We start from the raw sequence: 21,464 nt of genomic DNA, 5'->3' as shown, positions 1-21,464 counted from the left end.
CCAGCCCTAGGCCCCCGGGGCGGCCGCCTGCTCGGCGGCGAACCGGTCCAGCCGGGCCAGGGCCGACTCCCGTCCCAGGATCTCCAGCGACTCGAACAGCGGCGGGGAGACCTTCTTGCCGGACACGGCGGTCCGGACCGGGCCGAAGGCCTGGCGCGGCTTGAGACCCAGCCCGTCGATCAGCGCGGCGCGCAGCGCCGCCTCGATGCCGTCCACGGTCCAGGTGGCCGCGTCCAGCGAGGCGAGCGACTCCCGGGCCGCGGCCAGGGCGCCCGGCAGGTCGGCGGGCATCCCCTTGAGGGCCCCCTCCGCCGTCGTGATCTCCCCGTCCGCCTGGAAAAGGAAGGCGAGCATGTCCACGGCCTCGCCCAGCAGCGCCACGCGTTCCTGGACCAGCGGCGCCGCCGCGTCCAGGATCCGGCCCTCGCGCTCGGTGAGCTCCTCCCCCACGAGGCCCGCAGCACGCAGGTAGGGCACCAGGCGGTCACGGAAGTCCGCGCCGTCCAGCAGGCGGATGTGGGTGCCGTTGATGGCGGTGGCCTTCTTCTCGTCGAAACGGGCCGGATTCGCCAGCACGTGGTGGATGTCGAAGGCGGAGATGAACTGCTCGCGCGTGAAGATGTCCTCGTCCGCGGACAGCGACCAGCCCAGCAGGGCCAGGTAGTTCATGAGCCCCTCGGGGATGAACCCGCGCTCACGGTGCAGGAAGAGGTTCGACTGGGGATCGCGCTTGGACAGCTTCTTGTTGCCCTCGCCCATCACGTAGGGAAGGTGGCCGAACTCCGGCATGTACTTCGCCACGCCCACCGCGTACAGGGCGCGGTACAGGGCGATCTGGCGCGGCGTGGAGGACAGCAGGTCCTCACCGCGCAACACGTGGGTGATCTCCATGAGCGCATCGTCCACGGGGTTGACCAGGGTGTACAGCGGGTTGCCGTCCGCCCGTACCACCACGAAGTCGGGGACCGAGCCGGCGCGGAAGGTGATCTCGCCACGCACGGTGTCCGTGAACGTGAGGTCCGTGTCCGGCATGCGCAGGCGCAGCACCGGCTCGCGGCCCTCGGCCCGGAAGGCCTGCTTCTGCTCCTCGGACAGCTCGCGGTCGAAATTGTCATAGCCCAGCTTCGGGTCCCGACCGGCGGCCCGGTGCCGGGCCTCGACCTCCTCGGCGGTGGAGAAGGCCTCGTAGATGTAGCCCGCGTCCCGGAGTTTGGTGATGACCTCCTGGTAGATCTGAGCCCGCTGCGACTGGCGGTACGGGCCGTGGGGGCCGCCGACCTCCACGCCCTCGTCCCAGTCGATGCCCAGCCACGCCATGGCCTCCAGCAGCTGCTGGTAGCTCTCCTCGGAATCGCGCTTGGGGTCGGTGTCCTCGATGCGGAACACCATGGTGCCGCCCGTGTGGCGCGCCCAGCCCCAGTTGAACAGGGCGGTGCGGATCAGCCCGACGTGGGGTGTGCCGGTGGGCGAGGGGCAGAACCGGACCCGGACGGGCGCGTCGGCGGGGACGGCGGGGACATCGGCGGAGGCGGGGGCAGGGGTGCCGGGCAGGGATTCAGTCATGATGCCCTGAAGTTTAGCCGCTGTGCGCTCAGCAACAGCGCCCGGACGTACCAGGCGGTGGAGGGTCACCCCCACGTCAGGGTCTGCTGCACCGACCGCCGGTCACCCGGCCGGGCCATCGTGAGCTCGACGAAGGTGGAGTGGAAGCGGTAGAAGATCCGGTCAGCGCCGGTAGAGGGTCGCCAGGGTGCCGATGCCCTCGACGGTCGCCTCGGTCCGCTGGCCGGCCTCCACCAGCCCGACGCCGGCCGGCGTCCCCGTGAGGATGACGTCACCGGGCAGCAGGGTGAAGGCCTGCGAGACCGTCGAGACGATCTCGCGCACGCCGAAGACCATGTCCGCGGTGCGGCCGTCCTGGACGAGCTCTCCGTCCAGCTCCATCCGGATGCCGAGGTCCTCGGTGTCCGCGCTCTTCAGCCCGGTCTCGATCCACGGGCCCAGGGGGCAGGCCCCGTCGAAGCCCTTGGCGCGGGCCCACTGCAGGTCGGCCTTCTGGGCGTCCCGGGCGGTGAGGTCGTTGCCCACCGTGTATCCGAAGACCACGTCGTCGACCCGTTCGGCGGGGACGTCCTTGCAGATCGTGCCGATCACCACGGCCAGCTCGGCCTCGTAGGACACCTGCTCGGTCCAGGACGGCAGGGTCACCGGCTCACCCGGCCCCACCACCGAGGTGTTGGGCTTGAGGAAGAACTGCGGGCTGTCCGGGACCTTGTTGCCCAGCTCGGAGGCGTGATCGGCCCAGTTGCGCCCGACCCCCACGATCTTGGAACGCGGGATGATCGGCGCCACGAGCCGCACGTCCGTCAGGCGGTGGCGGGTGGTGGTGGGCTGGATCCCCTGGAAGAACGGATCGCCGTGCAGGACCACGACCTCGAGGTCCTGGTCGGGGGCGTCCGGCTCCCCCTCGATGAGTCCGTACTGGGGTTCGGCGTCGACGACGAATCGGGCAATGCGCATGGAACCAGCCTAAGCCAGTGCGGCCGGTGGAACGGAACGGTGGTTCAGGCCAGCCGGTCTAGCTCAGGCCAGCCGGAACAGTTCAGGCCAGCCGGTACAGCCAGCCGTGCCGGTCGTCACCGTGGCCGGTCTGCAGGGCCAGCAGTTCGCGGCGGATGTCCAGGGCCACCGAGGTGGCCGGGTCAGTCTCCGGCGAGGCGAAGGAGTCCTCACCGTCCACCAGGGTCCCGATCGGGGTGATGACGGCTGCGGTGCCGCAGGCGAAGACCTCCGTGATCTGCCCGTTGGCGACACCCTCGCGCCATTCGTCCAGGGTGACCGTGCGCTCGACCACCTCCAGTCCACGGTCCCGGCCCAGCTGGATCACGGAGGAGCGGGTGACGCCCTCGAGGATGGTCCCGGTCAGTGCCGGGGTGACGAGGCTGCCGTCCGCCAGGACGAAGAACACGTTCATGCCGCCGAGCTCCTCCACCGCGTTCTCGCGCGTGGGGTCCAGGAACAGCACCTGGTCGCAGCCGTGCGCGGAGGCCTCCAGCTGGGCGGCCAGGGAGGCGGCGTAGTTTCCCCCGAACTTGGCGGCGCCCGTGCCACCGTGTCCGGCGCGGGCCAGCTCCCGAGAGACCCAGATGGAGACGGGCTTCAGCTTGCCGCCGAAGTAGTTACCCGCCGGGGAGGCGATGACCTTGTAGCCGACCTCCCGGGCGGGGCGCACGCCGAGGAACTCCTCCGTGGCGATCATGAAGGGCCGCAGGTACAGGGACTGGCCGTCCCCGTCCGGCACCCAGGCCTCGTCGGCGGACACGAGGCGGGTGAGGGACTCGAGGAAGAGCTCCTCGGGCAGCTCCGGCAGGGCCAGGCGGCGGGCGGAGCGGTTCAACCGGGCCGCGTTGGCCTGGGGCCGGAAGGTCCACACGCTGCCGTCATCATGGCGGTAGGCCTTGAGTCCCTCGAAGATCTCCTGGGCGTAGTGGAACACGGCGGCCGCCGGGGAGAGGTTCAGCGGACCGTAGGGCTCGATCCGCGCGTCGTGCCACCGTCCGCCGGAGTGGGGTGCCGCCGGGCTGTCACCGGTGTCCCGCGTCCAGTCGATGGAGACCATGTGGTCCGTGAAGTGGTTCCCGAAGCCGGGGTCGGCCAGGATCTCCCGGCGCCGCTCCGCTGAGGCGGGAGAGGGGTGGGGGTGGCGGGCGAATTCCAGGCTCACGGCGACATCTTCTTTCTGATCGGGTCCCTTCATCATAGGACCGGCATGGACTGCCTCACAGTCTCACAGTCGGCCGGCGATATCGTCCCCGACCTGCGCGGTGGTGCGGGACGCCGACTGCCCGCCCGCGGTGGCGCGCGCCGCCAGGTCCGACCACACGGCCTCGTTGACGCGCCGGGCGGCCTCGGCCCGACCCGCCTGTTCGAGCAGTAGGGCGGAGGACAGGATGGCCGCCGTGGGGTCCGCCTTCTGCTGACCGGCGATGTCCGGGGCGGAACCGTGGACGGGTTCGAACATGGAGGGCGCGGAGCCGGCGATGTTGACGTTCCCGGAGGCCGCCAGGCCGATCCCCCCGGTGACGGCGGCGGCCAGGTCCGTGAGGATGTCCCCGAAGAGGTTGTCCGTGACGATCACGTCGAACCGCGCGGGATCGGTGGTCAGGAAGATCGTGGCGGCATCCACGTGCATGTAGTCGTGGGAGACCTGTGGGTACTCGGCCGCGACGGCCTCCACCGTCCGGCGCCACAGGTGGCCCGCGTGGACCAGCACGTTGTGCTTGTGCACCAGGGTCACGTGCTGGCGGGGGCGCCCGGCAGCCAGGGCGAAGGCATGGCGGACCACCCGCTCCACGCCGAAGGCGGTGTTGACGGAGACCTCGGTGGCGATCTCCTGCGGGGTCCCGGTGCGGATGGCCCCGCCGTTGCCCACGTAGGGTCCCTCGGTGCCCTCGCGCACCACCACGAAGTCGATGTCCCCGGGGGCCGAGAGCGGGCTCACGACGCCCGGGTAGAGGCGGGAGGGGCGGAGGTTGACACCGTGGTCCAGCGTGAAGCGCAGCTTGAGCAGCAGGTCCCGCTCGATCAGCCCGGACGGGATCCGCGTGTCGTTGGGTGCGGCGCCGACCGCGCCGAAGAGGATCGCGTCGTGACCGCGCAACCGGTCCAGCGTCTCGTCGGTCAGGGTCTCTCCCGTGGCGAGCCAGTGGGCTGCGCCGAGGGAGTACTCCGTGGTGGTGATCCCGGCGTCGCCGGCCGCCTCCGTGGCGGCCCGCAGGACCTTGACCGCCTCAGCGGTCACCTCGGGGCCGATCCCATCCCCGCCGATCACGGCGAGGTCCAGCGCTGGGTTCGGACCGGTGGTCGGGGCGGGGATGGTGGCTGCGTTCTCCATCCGCTCAGGCTAGGTCGCTCCCGCCGGCACCGTCCACCATGCGGTCACCCCGTCCACATACTGGACAAGTGGCGCGAGGCGGGTCAGCCGGCGTCGGGCTCCTCGTGCCGGGGGAAGACCGGGCGCGGCGCGGGCAGGACGGTGCCGGGCACCAGGGCCGCGTCCCAGGCCGCGAAGGAACGCGGGCCGGCGCCCGAGGAACCGGTGCGGCCGGCGTCGCCGGAGGCCTCCACGCCGAGCAGGTCCAGCAGCTGCGTGGCCGAGCCGGGCATGACGGGCTGCACCAGCAGCGCCACCCGGCGCACCGTCTCCAGCGTCACGTAGAGCACGGTGGCCATCCGCTCCGGATCGGTCTTGCGCAGCACCCACGGCTGCTGCTCGGCGAAGTAGGCGTTGGCGTCCCCCAGCACGGCCCACGTCGACTCGAGCGCGTGGTGGTAGTCCTGCACGGCGTAGTCGGCGCGGGCGGTGGCCAGCAGGCCCGCGGCCGCCTCCAGCAGCGCGCGGTCCGCCGCCGTGAACTCCCCCGGCTCCGGCACGGCGCCGGCGAGGTTCTTGGCCACCATGGACAGGGACCGCTGGGCCAGGTTGCCCAGGTTGTTCGCCAGGTCGGCGTTCTTGCGGCCCACCACGGCGTCGTGGTTGTAGGAGCCGTCCGCGCCGAAGGAGAACTCCCGCAGCAGGAAGAAGCGCACGGCATCGAGCCCGTACCGGTCCACCCACTCGGCGGGGGCGACCACGTTGCCCAGCGACTTGGACATCTTCTCGCCGTTGTTGTTGAGGAAGCCGTGGATCATGATGCGCCTCGGCAGCTCGATCCCGGCGCTGAGCAGGAAGGCCGGCCAGAAGATGCAGTGGAACCGGGAGATGTCCTTGCCGATCACGTGCAGGTCGGCGGGCCAGAAGCGGCGGAACTGCTCGGAGTCGGTCTCCGGGAAGCCCGCGCCCGTCAGGTAGTTCGTCAGGGCATCCACCCAGACGTACATGACGTGGTCCTGCGTCGGCCGGCTGCCGGAGCCCGCGGCCGGCGCCGGGACGTCGATGCCCCAGTCGAAGGAGGTGCGGGAGATGGACAGATCCTCCAGCCCGGACTCCACGAAGCGAATGACCTCGTTGAACCGGTACCGCGGGCCGGAGAAGTCCGGCCGCTCGCGGTAGAGATCCAGCAGCGGCTGCTGGTACCTCGAGAGGCGGAAGAAGTAGCTCTCCTCCTCGGTCCAGGTCACCTCGGTGCCGGTCTCGGTGGCATAGCGCTGGCCGTCCTCGCGCACCTCGGTCTCGTCCTCGGTGAAGAACCGCTCGTCCCGCACCGAGTACCAGCCGGAGTAGCGGTCCAGGTAGATGTCCCCGGCGGCCTCCATGCGCCGCCAGATCTCTTGGCTGGCCAGGTGGTGCTCCCGCTCCGTGGTGCGGATGAATCGGTCGTAGGAGATGTCGAGGACCTCGTCGTCCATCCGCTGGAAGGCCGCCGAGTTGCGGGTGGCCAGCTGAAGCGGGGTGATCCCCTCGCGCTCGGCGGTCTGGGCCATCTTCTGCCCGTGCTCGTCCGTCCCCGTCAGGAAGTAGACGTCGTGGCCGTCCAGCCGCTGGAAGCGGGCCATCACGTCCGTGCCGACCATCTCGTAGGCATGGCCGATGTGCGGCTCACCGTTGGGATAGTGGATGGCGGTCGTCAGGTAGTACGACTCCCGGGACGGGGTCTGGTTCTGGGGGGCATGCACCGGAGAAGTCACCCATCGAATCTATCGCATCGGCACGGCCTGCCGGTCCGGATCCGTGCGCACCCGGGGCGCCGGGACCCAGTCCACCTCCAACCCGCCGCCGACCGTGGGACGCCGCACCCCCAGGGAGGCCAGGGGTGCCACGGCCAGCATCGAGCTGCCGATGAACTCGAACAGCTCCTCGGCGTGATAGGCCGCAACGAACCCCACCGAGTTCCGGGGCAGGTCGAGGAACAGCGGCACCGCCTCGAGGACGAGGGCCCCGGTGAACAGGACCAGCAACCCGCCCATCAGGAGCCGGGCCGTGGTCCGGGGCAGCGTCCGCGAGCACAGCCAGACGAAGACGACCACCGCCAGTCCCAGCGGGACGCCGAGCATCAGCCACTCGTAGGCCCGCAGCGGGTTCTCCCCCACCACGGCGTCCCACACGCGGTCCAGATGCTCATGGAACCCGGCGAACTCGTCCAGCGACATGAGCCCGAGGAGCGCCGCGATCCCCCACCAGGCCAGCCACCCCGCCCGGCCGTCGGCACCGCAGCGCCGGCGCAATTGGCCCACGCCGGCGCAGAAGAAGGCCGCGAGCAACAGCAGGCCGGAGTTCCACCAGGCCGGGAGGTTGCGTTCATCCGCCACATCGAAGAACAGCCGGACGAGCGAGCCCCGGTGCCCCGGCCCCACGCCCAGGAGGACGGGGACGATGGCCGAGACCGCCACGAGGGCCACGCTGACGGCACACAGCGTCCACAGCAGCGGTCGCCACCAGTCATTCTCGGCTGACCGGTAGCTGGTGGTTTCCTGGGTGTTTCGCATCAGGTCAGTGAACCACGGGCCCATGAGAGATTAATGAGAGACGACAGCCCCGCTCCCGAGGTCAGCCCCGGGGCGGGAACTCAGTCCTCGAGGTCGATGCCGGCCACCTTCGAGGCGCCGATCGCCTGCCCGAGCTCCTCGGCCACACCGGCCGGCAGCGCCGCGTCCAGGGTCAGCAGGGCCAGGGCCTCGCCGCCCTCGACCTGGCGGGAGACATCCATGCCGGCGATGTTCACCCCGGCGTCCCCGAGGACCTGGCCGATGGTGCCGATGACGCCCGGGCGGTCGGCGTAGCGGAACACGAGCAGGTGCTCGGCCATGGGGACCTCGAGCTCGTAGCCGTCGATCCCCACGACCTTCTGGACCTGCTTGGGCCCGGTCAGGGTGCCGGCCACGGAGATCTGGGTGCCGTTGGAGGTGGCGCCCTTGACGGTGACGGTGTTGCGGTAGGCCGGGGACTCGGCGGTGGTGGTCAGCCGCGACTCGACGCCGCGCTGCTCGGCCAGGACCGGGGCGTTGACGTAGGAGACCTGGTCCGAGACCACGTCCGTGAACACGCCCTTGAGCGCCGCCAGCTGCAGCGACTTCACGTCCTTGTCCGCGATCTCGCCCGCGACCTCCAGCTCCACCACGGTGAGGGAGTCCCCCGTGGACAGGGCGGTGAGGATGCGGCCCAGCTTCTCGGCCAGCGGGATGCCGGGGCGGACGTCCTCGTGGATGACGCCGCCGGCCACGTTGACCGCGTCCGGGACGAGTTCCCCGGCCAGGGCCAGGCGGACGGACTTGGCCACGGACACGCCGGCCTTCTCCTGGGCCTCGGTGGTGGAGGCGCCCAGGTGCGGGGTGACCACGGCGCGGTCGTGGGCGAAGAACGGCAGGTCGACGGCGGGCTCGGCGGAGAACACGTCGATCGCGGCGCCGCCGATGATGCCGGCGGTCAGGGCGCGGTCCAGCGCCTCCTCGTCGATCAGCCCGCCGCGGGCCACGTTCACCACGAAGGCGGTGTCCTTCATGATCCGGAACTGTTCGTCCGAGATCATGCCGATGGTCTCCGGCGTCTTGGGCATGTGGATGGTGAGGAAGTCGGCCTCCGCCAGCAGCTCGTCCAGGGAGAGCAGCCGGGCGCCGATCTGCTGGGCGCGGGCGGAGGTGACGTACGGGTCGTAGGCCAGGATCTCCATGCCGAAGGAGCGCATGCGCTCGGCCACGAGGGAGCCAATGCGCCCCAGCCCGATGATGCCGAGCTTCTTCTCGTACAGTTCCACGCCCGAGTACTTGGAACGCTTCCACTCGCCGCCCTTGAGGGCCCGGTTGGCCGGGGCGATGTTGCGGGCCACCCCGAGGATGTGGCCGCACGTCAGCTCCGCGGCGGAGAGGATGTTGGAGGTGGGGGCGTTGACGACCATCACGCCGGCCTGGGTGGCCGCCTTGGTGTCCACGTTGTCCAGCCCGACGCCGGCGCGGGCGATGACCTTCAGGTGCGGGGCGGCCGCGATGGCCTCGGCGTCCATGGTGGTGGCCGAGCGGACCAGCACCGCGTTGGCCTCCGGCAGGGCCGCCAGCAGCTGGGCCCGGTCCGATCCGTCCGTGGTCCTGATCTCGAAGTCCGGACCGAGCGCGTCCACCGTGGCCGGGGAGAGTTCTTCAGCAATGAGGACTACGGGCTTGGTCTCAGACACGGGTCAATCACCTTCGTTTGGTCTTGGGGCGCCGAGGCGGTTGCTCGCCTCGGCCGTTCTCGATTCTAGAGCCAGACGGCACCGGCCCCTCGCACAAGACGAGGGGCCGATGCCGGGCCATTCAGCGGGAATGGTGAGGTCAGGCGGCTCAGCGGGCCGCGGTGCCCTCGGTGTAGTCGTCGTCCGAGTCCTTGAGCCAGGAGAACATCTGGCGCAGCTCGCGGCCGGTCTTCTCGATCGGGTGGGCCTCGCCGGCGGCGCGCAGCTGCTTGAACTCGGGGCCGCCGGCGGCCTGGTCGTCCATGAAGCGCTTCGCGAAGGTGCCGTCCTGGATGTCCGCCAGCACGGCCTTCATGTTCTCCTTGACGGACGGGTCGATCACGCGCGGGCCGGAGACGTAGTCGCCGTACTCGGCGGTGTCCGAGACGGACCAGCGCTGCTTGGCGATGCCGCCCTCGACCATCAGGTCCACGATCAGCTTGAGCTCGTGCAGCACCTCGAAGTAGGCGATCTCCGGCTGGTAGCCGGCCTCGGTCAGGGTCTCGAAGCCGTACTGGACCAGCTGCGAGGCGCCGCCGCAGAGCACGGCCTGCTCGCCGAAGAGGTCCGACTCGGTCTCCTCGGTGAAGGTGGTCTCGATGACGCCGGCCCGGGTGCCGCCGATGCCCTTGGCGTAGGCCAGGGCCAGGTCCTTGGCGTTGCCCGTGGCGTCCTGCTCCACGGCGATCAGCGCCGGCACGCCGCGGCCGGCCTCGAACTCGCGGCGGACCACGTGGCCTGGGCCCTTCGGGGCGACCAGGGCCACGTCCACACCGGCCGGCGGCTGGATGTAGCCGTAGCGGATGTTGAAGCCGTGGGCGAAGAACAGGGCGTCCCCGTCCTGCAGGTTCGGGGCGATGTGCTCGTTGTAGACCGCGCCCTGGACCTGGTCCGGGGTGAGGATCATGATCAGGTCGGCCTCGGCGGCGGCCTCCGCCACGGTGACGACGCGCAGGCCCTCGGACTCGGCCTTGGCGCGGGACTTCGACCCCTCGGCGAGGCCGATGCGGACGTCGACGCCGGAGTCACGCAGGCTCAGGGAGTGCGCATGGCCCTGGGAGCCGTAGCCGATGACGGCGACGGTGCGGCCCTGGATGATCGACAGGTCGGCGTCGTCTTCGTAGTACTTGGTGGTCGACACAGGAGTTCTCCTCTTGTTGGGGGTGATGTTGACGTTGGTCGGATCCGAAGGATCAGTTCTTGGGGAGGGCGCGGTCGGTCATCGACTTGCCCCCGCGCCCGACGGCGATGGTGCCGGAGCGCACGAGCTCGCGGATGCCGAAGGGCTCCAGGACCTCGAGCAGGGCGGAGAGCTTGTCCGCGGCCCCGGTGGCCTCGATGGTCACCGAGTCCGTGGAGACGTCCACGACGGACGCCCGGAAGAGCTCGACGGCCTGGACCACCTGGGACCGGGACGCGGCGTCGGAACGGACCTTGACCAGCAGGTGGTCGCGCTGGACGGAGGCGTCGGCGGCCAGTTCGACCACCTTGATGACGTTGACCAGCTTGTTCAGCTGCTTGGTGACCTGCTCCAGCAGGTCGCCCTCGGCGTCCACCACCACGGTGATGCGGGACAGGCCCTCGAGCTCCGAGGTGCCCACCGCCAGGGAGTGGATGTTGAAGGCGCGGCGCGCGAAGAGGCTGGCCACGCGCGTCAGCACGCCCGGCACGTCCTCGACCAGTACGGACAGTGTGTGCCTTGCCATGTCAGTCCTCCTCGTCCCAGTCCGGGGTCATGTCCTTGGCCACCTGGATCTCGCTGTTGGAGACACCGGAGGGGACCATCGGCCACACCATGGAGTCACGGGAGACCACGAAGTCCACCACCACGGGTCGGTCGTTGATCGCCAGGGCCTGCTCGATGGTGGCGTCGATGTCCTCGTCACGCTCGCAGCGCAGCCCCACGCAGCCGTAGGCCTCGGCGAGCTTGACGAAGTCGGGCACCCTGATGGTGTCATGCCCGGTGTTCAGGTCGGTGTTGGAGTACCGGGACTCGTAGAACAGGGTCTGCCACTGCCGGACCATGCCCAGCGAGGAGTTGTTGATGATCGCCACTTTGATCGGGATCTTGTTGATCAGGCAGGTGGCCAGTTCCTGGTTGGTCATCTGGAAGCAGCCGTCTCCGTCGATCGCCCAGACCACGCGGTCCGGGTTGCCCACCTGGGCCCCCATGGCGGCCGGGACTGAGAAGCCCATGGTCCCGAGCCCCGCCGAGTTCAGCCACTGGTGGGGACGCTCGTACTGCACGAACTGGCTGGCCCACATCTGGTGCTGGCCCACGCCGGCCACGTAGACGGCCTCCGGGCCGGAGTGCGCCGAGAGCCGCTCGATGACCTTCTGGGGGCTCATCAGCCCGTCCTCGGTGGGCGCGTAGCCCATCGGGTAGGTCTCGCGCAGGCGCTGCAGCACGGTCCACCACTCGGTCAGGTCCGGGGCGCCGGACACGGCGTGGGAGTCCCGCACGGCATCGCTCAGCTCGGGGATGATCTCCTTGACCGAGCCCACGATCGGCACGTCCGCCGTGCGGTTCTTGGAGATCTCCGCCGGGTCGATGTCCGCGTGGATGACCTTGGCCTTGGGTGCGAAGCTGGACAGCTGCCCCGTGACGCGGTCGTCGAAGCGCGCGCCGAGCGTGATGAGCAGATCGGACATCTGCAGCGCGGACACGGCGGCCACCGAGCCGTGCATGCCGGGCATGCCCAGGTGCTGGGCGTGGGAGTCCGGGAACACGCCGCGGGCGGTCAGGGTGGTCACCACCGGCGCGCCGGTCAGTTCGGCCAGTTCGGCCAGCTCCACGCTCGCGTGGCCGCGGGACACACCGCCGCCCACGTAGAGCACCGGCCGCTCGGCCTCCTGGATTAGCCGGGCCGCCTCGCGCACCTGCTTGGAGTGGCCCCGCACCACGGGGCGGTAGCCGGGCAGTTCGATCCGCGGCGGCCAGGAGAACTCCATCATCGCCTGCTGCGCGTCCTTGGCCACGTCGATCAGCACGGGACCGGGGCGCCCCGTGGTGGCGATGTGGAAGGCCTCGGCCAGGGCCTGCGGGATGTCCGCGGCGTCGGTGATCAGCCGGGAGTGCTTGGTGATCGGCATGGTGATGCCCACGATGTCCGCCTCCTGGAAGGCGTCGGAGCCGATCGCACTGGAGGCCACCTGGCCGGTGATGAACACGCAGGCCTGGGAGTCCATGTGCGCATCCGCGATCGCCGTGACCAGGTTGGTGGCGCCGGGGCCCGAGGTCGCGATGGCCACACCGGGCCGGCCGGAGGCCAGGTAGTAGCCCTGCGCCGCGTGCCCCGCCCCCTGCTCGTGCCTGACGAGGATGTGGCGGATGACGGTGGAGTCCATCAGCGGGTCGTACGTCGGCAGGATGGCCCCGCCCGGGAGTCCGAAGACGTCCGTGACGCCCAGCTCCTCCAGGGCCCGCACGATCGCCGCGGAACCGGTCATCTGCACCGGCCCGACCACGCGATTCGGCCCCGGGACGAGGCTGTCCGCGGTGGACTCGTTCTTGTCCCGCTTGTCGCGGGCTGCATGGGATGGCATCACCGACGGGGTGACGCGTGATCCGTTACTCATTGCTGTGCCTCTTCGTCACTGCTTGTCCGATGGCGACTGGTGCGCCTTGGGTGCCGGCCCGGGTGTCCCCCGGTCCGCCCGCCTCACGGCGGGGAAACCTGTGGAACCGATGTGGTGGCCGGTCCCGTTCCGCTTCCCCAACAAAAAAACCCCGACGGCGGCCGGTCGGCCTACTCGGGGTCTGGCGCCTGGCAGCGGGCGGACCCGCCGTACCGAACCGTGGTTCAGGCCAGGCGCTGGATAACGACGACTCGTCGCGTGTTGGACATGGGTCCAGTATCCCCGAGGTGGTGCTGATGGTGTCAATCCACCGGACAGCCGTCTCACATCGTGAGACGGCTGTCCGTTCTGTGGACGTCAACCGAGGTAGGCGCCCTCCGCGGCCGAGTGCACCAGCTTGGCGTACTTGCCGAGGACGCCCGTGGTGAACTTCGGCGGGATCGGCTCCCACCCGTCCTGGCGGGCGGCGAGCTCCTCGCCCGGGACCAGCAGGTCCAAGGTGCGGGCCGCGATGTCCACCCGGATCCGGTCCCCGTCGCGCACGAAGGCGATGGGGCCGCCGTCGGACGCCTCGGGGGCCACGTGACCGATGCACAGGCCGGTGGTACCGCCCGAGAAGCGGCCGTCGGTGAGCAGCAGGACGTCCTTGCCCAGGCCGGCGCCCTTGATGGCACCGGTGATGGCCAGCATCTCGCGCATTCCGGGGCCGCCCTTGGGACCCTCGTAGCGGATGACCACCACGTCGCCGGCCTGCATCTGGCCGTTCTCGAGCGCCTCCATGGCATGCTGCTCGCGCTCGAAGACGCGGGCGGTGCCCTCGAAGACGTCGGCGTCGAAGCCGGCGGACTTCACCACGGCGCCCTCGGGGGCCAGGGTGCCCTTGAGGACGGCGAGGCCGCCGTTGTGGTGCAGCGGGTTGTCGAGGGCGCGCAGGACCTTGCCGTCCAGGTCCGGCGGGGTGATGTCCGCGAGGTTCTCGGCCACGGTCTTGCCCGTGACGGTCAGCGCGTCGCCGTGGATGAGCCCGGCGTCCAGCAGGGCCTTCATGACCACGGGGACGCCGCCGACCTTGTCCACGTCCGTCATGACGTACTGGCCGAAGGGCTTGAGGTCGCCCAGGTGGGGCACCTTGTCCCCGATGCGGTTGAAGTCGTCCAGCTGCAGGTCCACGCCGGCCTCGCGGGCGATCGCCAGCAGGTGCAGCACGGCGTTGGAGGAGCCGCCGAAGGCCATGGTCACGGCGATCGCGTTCTCGAAGGCCTTCTTGGTCATGATGTCGCGCGAGGTGATGCCCAGCCGCAGCAGGTTCACCACGGCCTCGCCGGACTTGCGGGAGAACGCGTCGCGGCGGCGGTCGGCCGAGGGCGGGGCGGCGGAGCCGGGTAGGGACATGCCGAGGGCCTCGCCGATGCAGGCCATGGTGTTGGCGGTGTACATGCCGCCGCAGGCCCCCTCGCCCGGGCAGATGGCCCGCTCGATGGAGTCCAGGTCCTTCTGGCTCATCAGCCCCCGGGCGCACGCGCCCACGGCCTCGAAGGCGTCGATCAGGGTGACCTGCTTCTCGGTGCCGTCCTCCAGGGTGGCGTAGCCGGGCATGGTGGAGCCGGCGTAGATGAAGACGCTGGAGACGTCCAGGCGTGCCGCGGCCATCAGCATGCCCGGCAGGGACTTGTCACAGCCGGCCAGCAGGACGGAGCCGTCCAGGCGCTCGGCCTGCATCACGGTCTCCACGGAGTCGGCGATGACCTCCCGGGAGACGAGTGAGTAGTGCATGCCATCATGGCCCATGGAGATGCCGTCGGACACGGAGATGGTGCCGAACTCGAGCGGGTAGCCACCACCGGCGTGCACGCCCTCCTTGGACGCCTGCGCGAGGCGGTCCAGGGACAGGTTGCAGGGGGTGATCTCGTTCCACGAGCTGGCGATGCCGATCTGTGGCTTGGCGAAGTCATCGTCGCCCATGCCGACCGCACGGAGCATGCCGCGGGCGGGGGCGCGCTCCATGCCGTCGGTGACCGCGCGGGAGCGGGGCTTGATGTCCGGGGTGGAGGCGTCGTTGCCGGCGGGTTCCCCGGGGAGGGTGGTGTCTGCGGTGGGGCTGATCATGGCCCCCATCCTAGGACTGCCGCCGTGCGCACGTGGCGCACGTGACAAGCGGTGTCCCGCTCCGGACCCCTCCGGCGCCATCCGTAGACTGGTCCCATGGACGGCGAAGACCTGAAGCACCTGCTCCGTGAGGCCTTCGACTCCCGGGTCATCAACCACGGGGATTTCAACCTGGTCTATGGGCAGCCCTCCGGGGCCGGGAACCCCTGGACGATCGGCTACCGCCGCCAGCCTCTGGAGCTACTGCTGTGCCCCGTGCACCTCGAGGCCCTCCCGGAGGTGCGGGACGAGCTGGCCATCGCCACGGTGGCGCTCGGCAACGTGGCGACCCTCGCGGACACCGGCACCGGATACCAGGTCGAGACTGTCACCGGATTCCGCACCTGGTTCGAGGTGACCGGCACGCCCCGCGTGCCGCTGACGGAGAACCTGCGGTCCCTGATGGCCGGGGAGCGGCACGGCGAGGACGGCACCCTCGTGATCGAGCAGGAGCGCGACGCGGAGGACTTCCACCAGTTCATGTCCCACTTCATGGACACCCTGGACTCGTACTACGAGGAGTAGGCGACGAGTAGGCGAGGAGACGGCCTCGGTGGGGCGCCGATTTCACATCCTCCGGGATCCTCTGGTAATGTTTTTCCTCGTTGCACCGGCCGCTGAGCCGGTCCAGCAGGCCAGCACCTCTAGCTCAACTGGCAGAGCAATTGACTCTTAATCAATGGGTTCCGGGTTCGAGTCCCGGGGGGTGCACCACCGCAGCAGACGAGCAGGACCCCGGTCATCGGACCGGGGTCCTGCTCGTTTGACCCATCACCTCATCGCACCGGTCCACCCCACCCCGTCTCATCCTGTGAGATCCGACACGCCCGGCGTACCTTCCGTTCACCTTCAGGTCTACCTCCCGTGGCCAAAGCGTGCCACGCTATCGGGGTATCACTCATGGGACTGGCGCGGGAGGTTCACCGGATCGTGAAGCGTGGATGGGCACCCGCGGGCGCGGCAACCGCGGCATTGGTACTGATGGCCGTCTCCGGAGGGATCGGCCCCACGGCGGCCCTGCCGTCCGGTGACGCGCCGGCCAGCACGGCCGGGGAACACCATGGCACGACGGCGGCGGTCGCCGGCCGCTCCGATGGCGCGTCGGCCGGTGGTGGGCTGGAGGCGCGGCGTGAGTCGTCCCCCCTGTTCCCCGAGTTCCTGTCCGGCCCGTCAGCCCGTGGAGGTTCCGGCGAGGGCCCGGCCGGCTCACTCGCCCCGGCCGTCACCGCCACCTTCGCCTCGGTGCGCGGCGCCTACCCCGGTTCCCTCGTGGTGCTCTCGGCCGCCCAGCAGCGGGCCCTGCAGGAGCGCAACGGCGCGTTCTCCGGCAGCTCGGAGGAGGTCCCCGCCTCCGTCCACCGCGGCGCCGTGCCGGACCTCGGCGTGGTGCTGGACCACCCGGTGGCGGGCCCCATCCGCCTGAGCTCGCCCTTCGGGTGGCGGATCAACCCCACGCGGGTCGGCCCTGCCGTGCAATTCCACATCGGGCAGGACTACCCGGTGGCCTGCGGGACACCGGTCCACGCGGCGGCGGACGGGACCGTCCGCTTCGCGGCGGACCGCGGGACCTCCGGGCTGCGGGTGGACATCGACCACGGCGGGGGTCTGGCCAGCGCCTACCACCACAACTCCGCGCTGCTGGTCTCCCCGGGGGACACGGTGGCCCGCGGGGACGTGATCGCGCTGGCGGGCACCACGGGCAACTCCACCGGCTGCCACGTCCACTTCGGCATCACCCTGGACGGCCGCTCGCTGGATCCGGCCCTGGTCCTGCCTGCTGTGGCCGGTCAACCCACGGCACTCTCCGCGGAAGAGCTGAAGCGACTGCGCCAGGAGGCCCGCACCGTCACGGCGCCCACACCGCCTACGAGGGCGACCGGCCCGCGGGAGGACGGCCGCCCGTCCTCCCGCAGCAGCACCGCGCGGGAGCGCCCCGCCACCGTGCCACCGGCCACGCCGACCAGCAAGCCGACCGCCAAGCCGGCCCAGCCCACCGCGAAGCCGGCCCCCCAGCCGACGCCCCAGCCCACCAGCAGGCCCACGGCACCCGAACGCCCCACGCCGAAGCCCACCGCGCCGCCGAGCACGGCTCCGGCGCCCGCGCCGACCCCCTCGCCGACGCCCACCCCGGAGCCGACCGTGCCCACGGACCCGGACCCCACGCCGACCCCCACCCCGACTCCGACCCCAACCCCGACTCCGACTCCGACTCCGACACCCACCCCGGAGCCTCCCGCGCCCACGGACCCCGAGGCCCCGGCACCGCCGACTCCCCCGGTGGTGCTGACGGAGAAGGAGGCGGCGCGCTGGTGCGTCGCCCTGGACCCGGAGGACCTCGAGGGCGAGTCGGTGGTCATCACCGCGGAGACCGTCCTGACGGAGATCATCGCGGTGCTGGACGCGCAGGGTGAGCCCGAGCTCGTGGACCAGGACCTGCTCACCGAGGTCGACCCGTCCACCGCCTGGCTGGAGTCGCTTCCCCTGTGCTCGGACCAGGATTTCCTCGCCGCGGCCGCCCTCGCGGACTGACGGCCGCGGCGCCACCGTGCCGGCCTGACGTCCCAGACGACCTACAGTGGACGGCATGACTGATCAGCACCGCCTCGCCCCCGGCGACACCGCGCCCGCGTTCACCCTCACGGACCAGGACGGCGGCACGGTCTCCTCCTCCGACCTCGCCGGGCAGCGGGTCATCGTGTACTTCTACCCGGCCGCCGCCACGCCGGGCTGCACCACCCAGGCGTGTGATTTCCGGGACAACCTCGGCTCCTTCGCCGCGGAGGGGTTCACCGTGGTGGGCATCTCCCCCGACGCTCCCGCCAAGCTGAAGTCCTTCGCCGAGAAGGAGGGGCTGACCTTCCCCCTGCTCTCGGACGAGGACCACGCCGTGGCCGAGGCCTACGGCGCCTGGGGCGAGAAGAAGAACTACGGCCGCACCTACGAGGGACTGATCCGGTCCACCGTGGTCCTCGGCCCCGACGGCACCGTGGAGCTGGCGCAGTACAACGTCCGGGCCACCGGCCACGTGGCCAAGCTGCGCCGGGACCTCTCGCTCGGCTGAGCCGCCGTCGCCGCCCGCCGGCTGCGACGCCGCTGTCCCCACCGGGTAGGATGGGCCGTTGTCCCCGCCTGGCGGGGCTTGCGGGCGTGGCGGAATTGGCAGACGCGCTGGATTTAGGTTCCAGTGTCTTCGGACGTGGGGGTTCAAGTCCCCCCGCCCGCACCAGCAGCAGTCCCCTCTTCGACCCCAGTTCCGTCCCCGATCCGCCGCAGGGAGGCCCGGACGCGTGGAGATCTCACGCCGCACCGTCATCACGTCCCTGGCGGCCGCGTTCGTCCTGCCGATGACCGGCTGTGCCGCCCAGGTCCGGAGCGAGTCGGTTCCGGACGAGTCAGGGGCGGCCCCGTCCTCCGGGCCGGCGTCCCCGGTCACCGTGCCCGTGACCATCGGCGTCCCGGCGCGGCCGCAGTCCCTCGACCCCGCCCTGACGGTGGACGCCGAGTCCCACCGCAGCACGCGCCAGGTCCTGGAGACCCTGCTCGGCGTCGATCCCAACACCGGCGCCCCCGTCCCCCAGCTCGCCAGCCAATGGAGGGTCTCCGACGACGGCCGGCGCTATACCTTCTCCCTCACTCCGGACGTCGTCTTCCATGACGGCACCCCCCTCACCGCGGAGTTGGTGGCCGCCAATTTCGAGAGGTGGTCCCGCCTGCCCGAGCTCCTCGGCCAGGACCGGATGGACCGCTTGCCCCGGCTCGCGTTCGCCTCGGTCTTCGGCGGCTTCGCGGGCGACGAGCAGTGCCGGTACGTGGAATGCCAGACGGTGGGCGAGAGGACCGTCTCCCTCGTCCTGTCCGAACCCATCGTCTTCCTTGCCGCGGCCCTCACCTCACCGCCGTTCGCCCTGAGCTCCCCCGCCTCCTGGGCCGGGTTCGACCGGTCCCTCGAGGAGACCGGGCCGGAGAGCCTCCCGGACGCCCGCCCCGCGGGGACGGGGCCGTTCCGCTGGGGCGAGTCGACCGAGGATGACGAGGCGGGCGGGGCCGACGGGGCAGATGAGCCGGCTCCGATCGTGCTGGACGTGGTGCCCGACTATCGTCACGGCCCCTCCGCCGTCGGCCCCGTGCAGCTGGCCGTGGTCTCCGGCGCCCGGCAGCGGCTCCGGGAGCTGCGCCGCGGCCGGCTGGACGCCTTCGACTACGTCACCCCGGCCACCCTGCGCCCGCTGGTCCAGGGCGGGGCGCAGGTGCTCCAGCGGGACCCGTTCTCCGTGCTGTACCTCGGCATGAACCTGCAGCATCCCATCCTGGGCCAGCTCTACGTCCGCCAGGCCGCGGCGCACGCCATCGACCGCCGGGCGCTGGCCGAGGAGCACTTCCTCGCGGGCTCCGCCTCCGCCGATGAGTTCGTCCCGCCGTCCCTGGGCGTGACCCACCCGGAGCTGACCACGTACAACTACGACCGGGAGGAGGCCCGGAGCCTGCTGGAGCTGGCCGGCTACCGGGGCGAGCCGCTGCCCTTCCTGTACCCGGTCCAGACCTCGCGCCCCTACCTGCCGTCCCCGGAACCGGTCTACGCGCGGATCGCCGAGGACCTCGCACGGGTCGGCTTCGTCCTGGAGCCGGTGCCCGTCGCCTGGGAGGACGGATACCTGGGCAGGATCCCCGCGCACGCGGGCCGTGCCTTCCACCTGCTGGGACGCACCGGGGAGTACCGTGACCCCCATCACTTCCTGGAGCCCCTCTTCGGTCAGCACTCGGAGGAGTTCGGCTACGCCAATTCCCTGGTGGTGGAGAATCTCGCCCGGGCGGCGACCTCCTCCAGCACGGAGACCCGGACCACGCTGTATCGGCGGGTCGCGGAGTCCGTGGCGCTGGACCTGCCCGCCCTGCCGCTCGTCTACCCGATCTCCGCCGTGGCTGCCGGCCACGACCTGGTCTCCTACCCGACCTCCCCGGTGCTGGCCGAGCGCTTCGACCGGATCGTCCCGGTGGAACAGACCGGCCCGGGCCGGTAGTAAAGTCAGCAGGAGACCCCAACCGTCATCCCAGCACACCCCAACCGTTACTCCGGGAGAGAATCGTGACCCAGCAGTCTGCCGCAACCACCTACGACGTTGTCCTGGTGGGGGGTGGCATCATGAGCGCCACGCTGGGGACCTTTCTGCAGCAGCTGCAGCCGGACTGGTCCATCGCGCTCTTCGAGAACCTGAACCAGGCCGGCCTCGAGGCCTCCGACCCGTGGAACAACGCCGGCACCGGCCACGCCGCCCTGTGCGAGCTCAACTACTCCCCGCGCGGCGCCGACGGCACGGTCGACCCGGCCAAGGCCGTGGGCATCAACGAGCGGTTCCAGGTGACCCGCCAGTTCTGGTCCTACCTGGTCAACGAGGGCAAGATCGGCGACCCGAAGACGTTCATCAACCCCCTGCCGCACATGAGCTTCGTCTGGGGCGAGGACCACGCCGACTACCTCAAGACCCGGCATGCCTCGCTCAGCGCACAGCCGCTGTTCGAGACCATGGAGTACACGGAGGACCCGGACACCATCCGCGAGTGGGCACCGCTGCTGGTCGACGGCCGGAAGGGCGGACAGCGGCTGGCCGCCTCCCGGCAGACCAACGGCACGGACGTGGACTTCGGCTCCCTGACCCGCCAGCTGACCACGAACCTCGCCAACTCCGGCGTGGACGTGCGCTTCGGCCACCAGGTCACCTCGGTGGATCGCGGCACGGACGGCCGCTGGGAGCTCAAGGTCAAGAACAAGGCCGCCGGGGAGTCCACCACCGCGCGCGCCCGTTTCGTCTTCCTCGGCGCCGGGGGCGGGGCCCTGCACCTGCTGCAGTCCTCCGGCATCCCCGAGTCCAAGGGCTTCGGCGGCTTCCCCGTCTCGGGCCAGTTCCTCAAGTGCACCGATGAGGCCATCGTCAACCAGCACATGGCCAAGGTCTACGGCCAGGCCTCCGTCGGCGCCCCGCCGATGTCCGTGCCGCACCTGGACACCCGGTTCGTGGACGGCCGCCGTTCGCTGCTGTTCGGCCCCTACGGCGGCTTCTCCTCGAACTTCCTGAAGTCCGGCTCCTACCTGGACCTGCCGCTGTCCGTGCGCCCGCACAACCTGCTGCCCATGCTCAACGTCGCCAAGGACAACCTGGGCCTGGTCAAGTACCTCGTCAGCGAGGTCCTGAAGAGCCAGACCAAGAAGGTGGAGTCCCTGCAGGACTTCTACCCGGAGGCCGACGGCGGAGACTGGGAGATGATCACCGCCGGACAGCGCGTGCAGGTCATGAAGAAGGACCCGAAGAAGGGCGGCGTGCTGCAGTTCGGCACCGAGGTCGTCACGGCCGCGGACGGATCGATCGGCGCCCTGCTCGGTGCCTCCCCGGGCGCCTCGACGGCCGCCCCGATCATGGTCGACCTGCTCGAACGCTGCTTCCCCGCGAAGATGGACGCCTGGAAGCCGAAGCTGCGCCAGATGATCCCGTCCCTGGGCCACCGGCTCAATGAGGACCGGACCCTGATGCACGAGGTCGAACAGGCCACCGCCGCCGCCCTCAAGCTGGCCTGACCGGCCCGGCCCACCGGCACCCGGAACCC

At 70.7% G+C, this 21,464-nt stretch carries 16 protein-coding genes and 2 tRNA genes; 7 read left to right on the top strand and 11 right to left on the bottom strand.

The genetic code is table 11. The annotated features are described in order from the left end of the window. Nucleotides 1-6: 6 nt before the first annotated feature. The 11 genes from gltX to ilvD form a co-directional block, all read right to left on the bottom strand. Nucleotides 7-1,563, bottom strand: a complete 1,557-nt coding sequence (gene gltX, locus RE421_RS09150; RefSeq protein ID WP_309808995.1) for a glutamate--tRNA ligase — start codon at nt 1,561-1,563, stop codon at nt 7-9. 162 nt (nt 1,564-1,725) lie between these two features. Then, nucleotides 1,726-2,520, bottom strand: a complete 795-nt coding sequence (locus RE421_RS09145; protein ID WP_309808991.1) for a fumarylacetoacetate hydrolase family protein — start codon at nt 2,518-2,520, stop codon at nt 1,726-1,728. An 82-nt stretch (nt 2,521-2,602) separates the two neighbouring features. Beyond that, nucleotides 2,603-3,757: a branched-chain amino acid aminotransferase gene (locus RE421_RS09140; RefSeq protein WP_309817234.1), complete on the bottom strand. Its 1,155-nt coding sequence runs from the start codon at nt 3,755-3,757 to the stop codon at nt 2,603-2,605. Nucleotides 3,758-3,787: 30 nt separating this feature from the next. Further along, nucleotides 3,788-4,894, bottom strand: coding sequence for a 3-isopropylmalate dehydrogenase (locus RE421_RS09135; RefSeq protein ID WP_309808989.1), 1,107 nt, complete (start codon nt 4,892-4,894; stop codon nt 3,788-3,790). A gap of 83 nt (nt 4,895-4,977) precedes the next feature. Beyond that, nucleotides 4,978-6,627: a methionine--tRNA ligase gene (gene metG / locus RE421_RS09130; RefSeq protein ID WP_309808988.1), complete on the bottom strand. Its 1,650-nt coding sequence runs from the start codon at nt 6,625-6,627 to the stop codon at nt 4,978-4,980. 9 nt (nt 6,628-6,636) lie between these two features. Further along, nucleotides 6,637-7,425: a hypothetical protein gene (locus tag RE421_RS09125; protein ID WP_309808985.1), complete on the bottom strand. Its 789-nt coding sequence runs from the start codon at nt 7,423-7,425 to the stop codon at nt 6,637-6,639. 80 nt (nt 7,426-7,505) lie between these two features. Continuing rightward, nucleotides 7,506-9,104 (bottom strand): phosphoglycerate dehydrogenase, encoded by a 1,599-nt coding sequence (serA, locus tag RE421_RS09120; RefSeq protein WP_309808983.1) that lies wholly within the window; start codon nt 9,102-9,104, stop codon nt 7,506-7,508. Between the two features lie 148 nt (nt 9,105-9,252). Then, a complete protein-coding gene (gene ilvC, locus RE421_RS09115; protein ID WP_309808982.1) occupies nt 9,253-10,284 on the bottom strand; it encodes a ketol-acid reductoisomerase in 1,032 nt (343 codons plus the stop codon). A 52-nt stretch (nt 10,285-10,336) separates the two neighbouring features. Further along, nucleotides 10,337-10,849 (bottom strand): acetolactate synthase small subunit, encoded by a 513-nt coding sequence (ilvN, locus tag RE421_RS09110; protein ID WP_309808979.1) that lies wholly within the window; start codon nt 10,847-10,849, stop codon nt 10,337-10,339. A gap of 1 nt (nt 10,850) precedes the next feature. Beyond that, complete coding sequence (locus RE421_RS09105; protein ID WP_396134478.1) at nt 10,851-12,689, bottom strand: acetolactate synthase large subunit; 1,839 nt, start codon at nt 12,687-12,689, stop codon at nt 10,851-10,853. 390 nt (nt 12,690-13,079) lie between these two features. Next, the gene (ilvD, locus tag RE421_RS09100; RefSeq protein WP_309808974.1) at nt 13,080-14,828 is read right to left on the bottom strand and encodes a dihydroxy-acid dehydratase; all 1,749 of its coding nucleotides are present in this window, start codon (nt 14,826-14,828) and stop codon (nt 13,080-13,082) included. A gap of 96 nt (nt 14,829-14,924) precedes the next feature. Here ilvD and RE421_RS09095 point away from each other — a divergent pair, with 96 nt between their 5' ends. From RE421_RS09095 to RE421_RS09065, 7 genes are all read left to right on the top strand, one after another. Further along, nucleotides 14,925-15,392 (top strand): hypothetical protein, encoded by a 468-nt coding sequence (locus tag RE421_RS09095; RefSeq protein ID WP_309808971.1) that lies wholly within the window; start codon nt 14,925-14,927, stop codon nt 15,390-15,392. Between the two features lie 113 nt (nt 15,393-15,505). After that, nucleotides 15,506-15,581: transfer RNA gene (locus RE421_RS09090), tRNA-Lys, on the top strand. Between the two features lie 267 nt (nt 15,582-15,848). Next, a complete protein-coding gene (locus RE421_RS09085; RefSeq protein ID WP_309808968.1) occupies nt 15,849-17,396 on the top strand; it encodes a M23 family metallopeptidase in 1,548 nt (515 codons plus the stop codon). A 55-nt stretch (nt 17,397-17,451) separates the two neighbouring features. Continuing rightward, entirely contained in the window at nt 17,452-17,928 is a 477-nt protein-coding gene (gene bcp / locus RE421_RS09080; protein WP_309808966.1) for a thioredoxin-dependent thiol peroxidase, read from the top strand. Between the two features lie 80 nt (nt 17,929-18,008). After that, nucleotides 18,009-18,093 (top strand) — tRNA-Leu (locus tag RE421_RS09075). Nucleotides 18,094-18,154: 61 nt separating this feature from the next. Further along, nucleotides 18,155-19,885, top strand: a complete 1,731-nt coding sequence (locus tag RE421_RS09070; RefSeq protein WP_309808964.1) for an ABC transporter substrate-binding protein — start codon at nt 18,155-18,157, stop codon at nt 19,883-19,885. A 65-nt stretch (nt 19,886-19,950) separates the two neighbouring features. Further along, nucleotides 19,951-21,435, top strand: a complete 1,485-nt coding sequence (locus tag RE421_RS09065; RefSeq protein WP_309808962.1) for a malate:quinone oxidoreductase — start codon at nt 19,951-19,953, stop codon at nt 21,433-21,435. The last annotated feature ends 29 nt before the right edge of the window (nt 21,436-21,464 follow it).

The sequence above is a fragment of the Citricoccus sp. I39-566 genome, assembly GCF_031432995.1.
GTDB lineage: Bacteria > Actinomycetota > Actinomycetes > Actinomycetales > Micrococcaceae > Citricoccus > Citricoccus nitrophenolicus_A.
This window is presented reverse-complemented; position numbering and strand designations above follow the sequence as displayed.

Bases quoted from the DNA above. Each gene is read 5' to 3' on its own strand.
- gltX (WP_309808995.1), bottom strand. From the start codon at position 1,563: ATGACTGAATCCCTGCCCGGCACCCCTGCCCCCGCCTCCGCCGATGTC.
- RE421_RS09145 (WP_309808991.1), bottom strand. From the start codon at position 2,520: ATGCGCATTGCCCGATTCGTCGTCGACGCCGAACCCCAGTACGGACTC.
- RE421_RS09140 (WP_309817234.1), bottom strand. From the start codon at position 3,757: ATGAAGGGACCCGATCAGAAAGAAGATGTCGCCGTGAGCCTGGAATTC.
- RE421_RS09135 (WP_309808989.1), bottom strand. From the start codon at position 4,894: ATGGAGAACGCAGCCACCATCCCCGCCCCGACCACCGGTCCGAACCCA.
- RE421_RS09125 (WP_309808985.1), bottom strand. From the start codon at position 7,425: ATGCGAAACACCCAGGAAACCACCAGCTACCGGTCAGCCGAGAATGAC.
- ilvN (WP_309808979.1), bottom strand. From the start codon at position 10,849: ATGGCAAGGCACACACTGTCCGTACTGGTCGAGGACGTGCCGGGCGTG.
- RE421_RS09105 (WP_396134478.1), bottom strand. From the start codon at position 12,689: ATGCCATCCCATGCAGCCCGCGACAAGCGGGACAAGAACGAGTCCACC.
- ilvD (WP_309808974.1), bottom strand. From the start codon at position 14,828: ATGATCAGCCCCACCGCAGACACCACCCTCCCCGGGGAACCCGCCGGC.
- RE421_RS09095 (WP_309808971.1), top strand. From the start codon at position 14,925: ATGGACGGCGAAGACCTGAAGCACCTGCTCCGTGAGGCCTTCGACTCC.
- RE421_RS09085 (WP_309808968.1), top strand. From the start codon at position 15,849: ATGGCCGTCTCCGGAGGGATCGGCCCCACGGCGGCCCTGCCGTCCGGT.
- bcp (WP_309808966.1), top strand. From the start codon at position 17,452: ATGACTGATCAGCACCGCCTCGCCCCCGGCGACACCGCGCCCGCGTTC.